This is a genomic window from Streptomyces sp. NPDC008092, assembly GCF_042957285.1.
Taxonomy (GTDB): domain Bacteria; phylum Actinomycetota; class Actinomycetes; order Streptomycetales; family Streptomycetaceae; genus Streptomyces.
The window spans coordinates 450,712-456,104 of sequence record NZ_JBIBHY010000001.1 but is presented as its reverse complement, the minus strand read 5'-3'; the positions used below and the strand labels follow the sequence as shown (position 1 = coordinate 456,104).

Sequence of the window (5,393 nt, the reverse complement as noted above, 5' to 3'; positions counted from 1 at the left end):
CGGGCGCGATCCGCTGCGTCAGTGCTTTCCGCCGTGCGAACCGCTGCCGGTGTCGCCCGTGTTGATGCTGGAGTCGTGGATGGCGTCGAGCACACCGCCCTGGGTGCCCAGCACGCTCTTCAGGTTGGCGAGCGTGCCGTCCCCCACGCCGACGATCGCCTCGGACAGGGAGGTGCCGGTCTTGATGGCGTTCAGCCGCTGCTGCTTCTCCTGCGGCAGCGTCTGCTGGGCGTAGCTGTCGTCGTGTCCGGGCCAGCCGGAGGTGGCCGACACATCGGTGATGAACTCGTTGACCATGTCCGTGACCAGCCGGCTGATCTGCTCGATCTGGCGGGTCCCGGAGACGAGCCCCTGGGGGCTGGCGTAGTAGGCGTTCTCCGACATCGTCTCCTCAGTCCTCCGGGTCCTCGCTGATCTCGTCGCGGAGCCGGCCGGCTCCGCGACGACGGCCGTTCTTCGGGCCCTCCAGCACACCGGGCCCGAAGATCTTGTTCCAGTCCACGTCGAAGCCGGTGAGTTCGGGGGCCTCGGGGTGTGCCTCGGTGAAGGGCGCGAAGGTCGCCATGACGTGGCGGGCCATGCGGGCCCGTGCCTCCTGCACCGCCTCCAGCACGCTCGCGGCGAGCTGACCGGCGGGCATCGTCCGGTACTTGTCGTCCAGGAAGGTGAGCGCGGTGAGGTCGCCCTGCGCGGTCACGGTCACCTCGACCGCGCGGTCCGCCGAGCGCACCGTGCTCTCCGCGTGGGCGAGTTCACCCTCCGCGCGTGCCACGGCGGCCTCGGTGGCCTCCAGTTCGGCCATGGCCTTGGCCAACCGCTGCTCTATCGACTCGCTGTCCACTCCGCACCTCCCAGACTCTCCAGATCCCGGACTCCCCCGACCTCGACGCCGACCCGGCCGCCGGTCCCGGCCCTCCTGCGCCGGTGCGGCCTCAGCGGCCGATCACCGCGGGCGACCCGCCCTCGTCCGTGCCCCAGACGTCCTCGTCCTCGGTGAGCCACGCCTCCCGGGTGCGGTCGCCGCTCTCCGTGGAGCGGCCGTTCTGGCCCGCGGCACCGGGGCCGCCCACCGGGTACGGGGCGCTGGACGTGGTGGGCCGGGTGTACACGACGTCCTCGTCCTCGTCCACGGAGGACGTCGCCCGGTTTCCCCGGCCGCGCCTGGTGGCGCCGCCCGCCGGGTCGGTGAGTACGGCTCGGGTGCGCTCGCTGTTGCCGCCCTGCCCGCCGGCGCCGCCCATGCCACCGCCCATGCCGCCCATGCCGCCCATCCCCATCGGGTTGAGCGGGGTCCCGCCGGACGCGCTCTGGGTGCCCGTGGAGGCGGCGAGGGCGGTCCCGTCGGTGAGGGCGTCGGAGCGCAGCGCGCCGCCGGTGTAGGGGGTGCTGTCGTAGTCGTCGTACCCGCCGTCGAGACCGGAGTCCAGGTTGCCCGAGGAGTTCAGTCCGCTGCTGTTCAGGCCACCGCTGTTGAGGCTGCTCGTGTCCAGACCGCCGGTGTGGAGACCGCTGCTGTCGAGACCGCTCGTGTCGAGGCCGCTCGTGTCCAGACCTTTGCTGTTGAGGCCGCTGGTGTCGGTCGAGGACGACGACGGCAGGCCGTTGCCGTCGATGTCCGTGGTGGTCGTGTGCCCGGACGGGTCGGTGGTGGTGAGCTGCCCGGTGTCCGGGTTGAGGGTCTGGGTGGAGCCGTCGGGGAACTTCGTGGTGAGGGTCCCGTCCGGGTTCAGCGTGGTGGTCGAGCCGTCCGGGTTGGTGAAGGAGTCGCCCGCGTTGAGATGCGAGGTGGTGACGTGGCCCGAGGGGTCGGTGACGGAGATCTGACCGGTGTCCGGGTTGAGGGTCTCGGTGGAGCCGTCCGGGAAGTGGGTGGTCACCGAACCGTCCGCGTTGAGCTGGGCGGTGGACCCGTCCGGGGTGGTGAAGGAGCCCGCGGTCGGGTTGAGCGTGGAGGTGCTCAGGCTGCCGTCCGGGTTGAGGGTGCTGACCTGGCCGGTGGCGGGGTCGATGGTCTGGCTCGTGCCGTCCGGGAAGCTCGTGGTCAGCGTGCCGTCCGGGTTGAGGGTGGTGGTGGAGCCGTCCGGGTTGGTGATGGTGCTGCCCGGGTTGAGCTGGGAGACCGAGGTGGTCCCGTCGGGTGACGTGGTGGTGACCAGGCCGGTCGACGGGTCGATGGTCTGGGTGGAGCCGTCCGGGAACGTGGTGGTGAGGGTGCCGTCGCCGTTGAGCTGGGTGGTGCCCCCGGTCGGGGAGTTCAGCGACGTCGAGCCGTTCTTCGTGGAGTCGTTGTTGAGCAGCGACGGGTTGAGACTCGTCAGCGCGGCGTTCGCCAGGTCGTTGGCGTTGAGGTCGTTGAGCCCGTCACCGACGTTGTTGAGGCTGTTGTTGAGCCCGTCGTTGAGGCTGTTGAGGCTCGAATCCAGGCCGTCGCCGATGTTGTTGAGGCTGTTGTTCAGGCCGTCGTTGAGGCTGCTGAAGTTGTTCCCGAGGTTGTTGAGATTGTCGTTCAGGCCGTCGTTCAGGTTGTTCAGGCTGTTGTTCAGACCGTCGTTGAGATTGTTGAAGTTGTCGCCGAGGTTGTTGAGGTTGTCGTTCAGGTTGTTGAGGTTGTCGTTGAGATTGTTGTTGAGGTTGTTCAGGTTCTCGTTGAGCTTGTCGTTGTTCTCCTTCGCCTCCTCCTCGGCGATTTCGTTCTCCTCCTTCTGGAGGACCTCGGCGAGCGTTTCCTTGTTCTTGTTGGTGATCTCGTCGTCGAAGGCGTCCTGCACGTCGGCCCAGGCGTTCTTCACGGCGCTGAGCGCGTCGATGGCCGGCTCCTTGAGCTTGGAGTCGGCGTTGTCCGACCAGCTCTTGACGGCGGCGTCGGCGATCTTCTGCCACGTGGTGTGCTGGGTGAGGTCGCCGTACTCGGGGACGGACTGCTTGAACCCGGCGTCGGTGGAATAGGTCGTGACGGAGGTCTCACCGCCGTACGAGGTCTCCTCCAGCACGTGGTTGATGTTGTTGTTGATGATCCACTGGCTGATCGCGTCGAGGATCTTCTTCACGTGGTAGTGCGGGTCGTGCTGGCCGTCCGAGGCCCAGTCGTTCCACGCGGTCTGCAGGGAGGTGACCGCGTCCTTCAGCGCCTGCTGCGCCGCCGCCAGCGCGTCGCTCAGCTTCGACTTCGGGACGTAGCCGCCGAGTGTGCTGTTGGTCGCCGTGAAGTCACGTCCGCCCAACTGGGAGACGTAGCCGTCGTAGTTGGTCTTCAGCTCGTCCAGCAGGTGCCAGAAGAGGCTGGCCGCCTTCCCCTTCCAGGCCGCCTGGTCCTCGCCGAGCGAGGTCATCCACTGGTTCACGATGTCCGAGTGGTCCTTGAAGAACTGCACCACCCGGTCGAAGGACTGCCCGGTCGACTCGAAGGAGAGCATGTCGACGGCGTTGTCGTCGGTGACCGACAGCCCGCTGTACGAGAAGCCCTTCGTCGAGTACGACGGACTCGTCAGCAACTGGTCGAGGACCAGCTTGCTGCCGGAGATGTACTGCGCCATCGGACCGGAGTCCCACTGGACGTGCGAGTACGACCCCTCGAAGGCGCCGCCGCCGGTGATCTGCCCGTCGCCCCAGAGCGTGGCCCGGCCGTTCTCGTCGACCGTGACGCCGATCATCACGATCCGGGCCTTCTTCATGTCCACGCTGCTGTGCGCGCCGTCCCCGCCGGCGTCGTAGAAGGCCAGGTCGTAGTCCTCGCCCTTGTTGACCTGCCAGCCGGAGAGCGCCGAGTAGTCGGCCGCGGTCACCGCTCGCATGTCGATGCCCTGGATGTCCATCCGGAACAGCTTGAGGTCGGAGAAGTCGTCGTTGTTCGAGCTGCTGAGTTTGTCGAACAGGGTGGACCGGGGCGGCAGGGTGTAGCCGGTGAAGTCGGTGACGGCCTGGGCGAAGTAGTCGTCCGGGTCGTAGCTGGGGGTTCCGGAGGTGCTGGTGCTGTCGGCCATGGGACGGAACTCCGCTGCTGGGGATGGGGGGCGGGGACGGGGTGGGGGGTCCGGGGGCGCGGGGACCGGGGCTCAGCGGGAGCCGGCGGACCGCGGACCGGCCTCAGGAGTTGTTCGAGTCGGTGCCGCTCATGTCGCCGTCGACGGTGTCGAAGATGTCCAGCAGCTTCTCGCCGTCGATCGACGTGAGACTGTCGCCCTGTGTCTTCAGCAGGGTGGTGATCGTCTCGTCCAGCGCGTCGTCGATGTCGTCGAAGAGGGTCTTCTGCCCCTTGAGGATCTTGTCCAGTGCGCCCGCCTGCGTCTTGAGCGCCTCCACGAGCGTGGACCCGCCGACCGGGTCCTTGCTGTCGCCGCCGTTCATCAGGCCGATCCGCAGGATCTTGGCGGCGCCCGAGGCGGAGTCGTCACCGGTCTCCGCGAGCAGGTTCTTCAGGGACCGGATCCCCGCCTTGTCCTTGCGGATCTCCAGCAGGTCGCTGATGAAGTCGGCGACGTCGTTGTTCTTGAAGTTCTTCAGCGCCGTCGAGTCCAGATGGGTCAGGTCTGCCATGAGTGCCTCCGCTGGCGGGGCGCGCCGGTCCGGTGTGCGGCGCGGCGGCGGTTCGGGAAGATGCCTGTACCGCACCGACCACGCAGGAGACCGGCCGGTGCGGTGCGGTGGGACCGGTCGGCTCAGCGGCCGATGGTGACCTCGGACCACATCTGGCTGAGCGAGTTCTCGCTGTACTTGTAGCTGTCCGAGATGTCGCTGAGGAGCTGCGCGTGCGAGGTGAGCAGGTTCTCCATGTTCGTCACCGCGCCGTCCCAGGCCGCCTGCTTCTGGCGGTAGACGTCGGCGTCGTTGCCGTACCAGGTCTTGGAGAGTTCGCTGAGTTCCTGCTCAAGGTTGGACAGGGTCTGCGCGATCGCCTTGGTCTGCATCACCATGTCGTCGGCGGCGTTCGACATGTGGTTGTAGCTGACGTAGATGTAACCGTCCGTCAGGTTGTCTGCCACGGCTTGCCTCTTTCACGCGGTGTGGGGGTCGGACGTGTCGATGCGGGGCGTCGCTCAGCCGGCCAGCTGGTCGAAGGCCGACTGCGCCGCGTTGTAGGCCTGGTTGATGGAGTCGTTCGAGGAACCCTGGGTCTTGTTGTGTTCCACGAGGCTCTGGTTCAGCCGGTCGATGACGTCTTCCAGGTTCTTGAGGATGACGTTGCACTGGCCGTCCCACTGCGCGAGCAGCTCGCCGTACTGACCGCCGTCGCTGCCCTGGTAGCCGCTGCCCAGGGTGGAACGCGTGCTGTCGACGTCCTGACGGATCTTCACAATGCCGCTGAAAGCGCTCTCCAGGGCCTGGATTCCGTTCCGTGTCGAACCTTCGCTTGACTGCTGGCCGTCTCCTGCCATCGTCCCACCTCTCGTAAGTCG

6 protein-coding genes are annotated in these 5,393 nt (G+C 67.2%); all 6 read right to left on the bottom strand.

Annotation, left to right across the window (positions count from 1 at the left end; translation table 11 throughout):
* Nucleotides 1-18: 18 nt before the first annotated feature.
* The 6 genes from ACFZB3_RS01915 to ACFZB3_RS01890 all read right to left on the bottom strand — a co-directional run bounded on the left by ACFZB3_RS01915 (nt 19) and on the right by ACFZB3_RS01890 (nt 5,372).
* Entirely contained in the window at nt 19-384 is a 366-nt protein-coding gene (locus ACFZB3_RS01915; protein ID WP_391368110.1) for a hypothetical protein, read from the bottom strand.
* Between the two features lie 7 nt (nt 385-391).
* Nucleotides 392-841, bottom strand: coding sequence for a YbaB/EbfC family nucleoid-associated protein (locus ACFZB3_RS01910; RefSeq protein WP_391368108.1), 450 nt, complete (start codon nt 839-841; stop codon nt 392-394).
* A 91-nt stretch (nt 842-932) separates the two neighbouring features.
* Nucleotides 933-3,980 carry an AAWKG family protein gene (locus ACFZB3_RS01905; RefSeq protein ID WP_391368106.1) on the bottom strand — a complete coding sequence of 1,016 codons (3,048 nt, stop codon included), beginning with the start codon at nt 3,978-3,980 and terminating at the stop codon, nt 933-935.
* Nucleotides 3,981-4,083: 103 nt separating this feature from the next.
* A complete protein-coding gene (locus ACFZB3_RS01900; protein ID WP_391368103.1) occupies nt 4,084-4,533 on the bottom strand; it encodes a type VII secretion system-associated protein in 450 nt (149 codons plus the stop codon).
* 122 nt (nt 4,534-4,655) lie between these two features.
* On the bottom strand, nt 4,656-4,979 hold the full coding sequence (locus tag ACFZB3_RS01895) for a WXG100 family type VII secretion target (RefSeq protein ID WP_362598932.1): 324 nt from the start codon (nt 4,977-4,979) through the stop codon (nt 4,656-4,658).
* 54 nt (nt 4,980-5,033) lie between these two features.
* Nucleotides 5,034-5,372: a hypothetical protein gene (locus ACFZB3_RS01890; RefSeq protein WP_391368100.1), complete on the bottom strand. Its 339-nt coding sequence runs from the start codon at nt 5,370-5,372 to the stop codon at nt 5,034-5,036.
* Nucleotides 5,373-5,393: the final 21 nt, after the last annotated feature.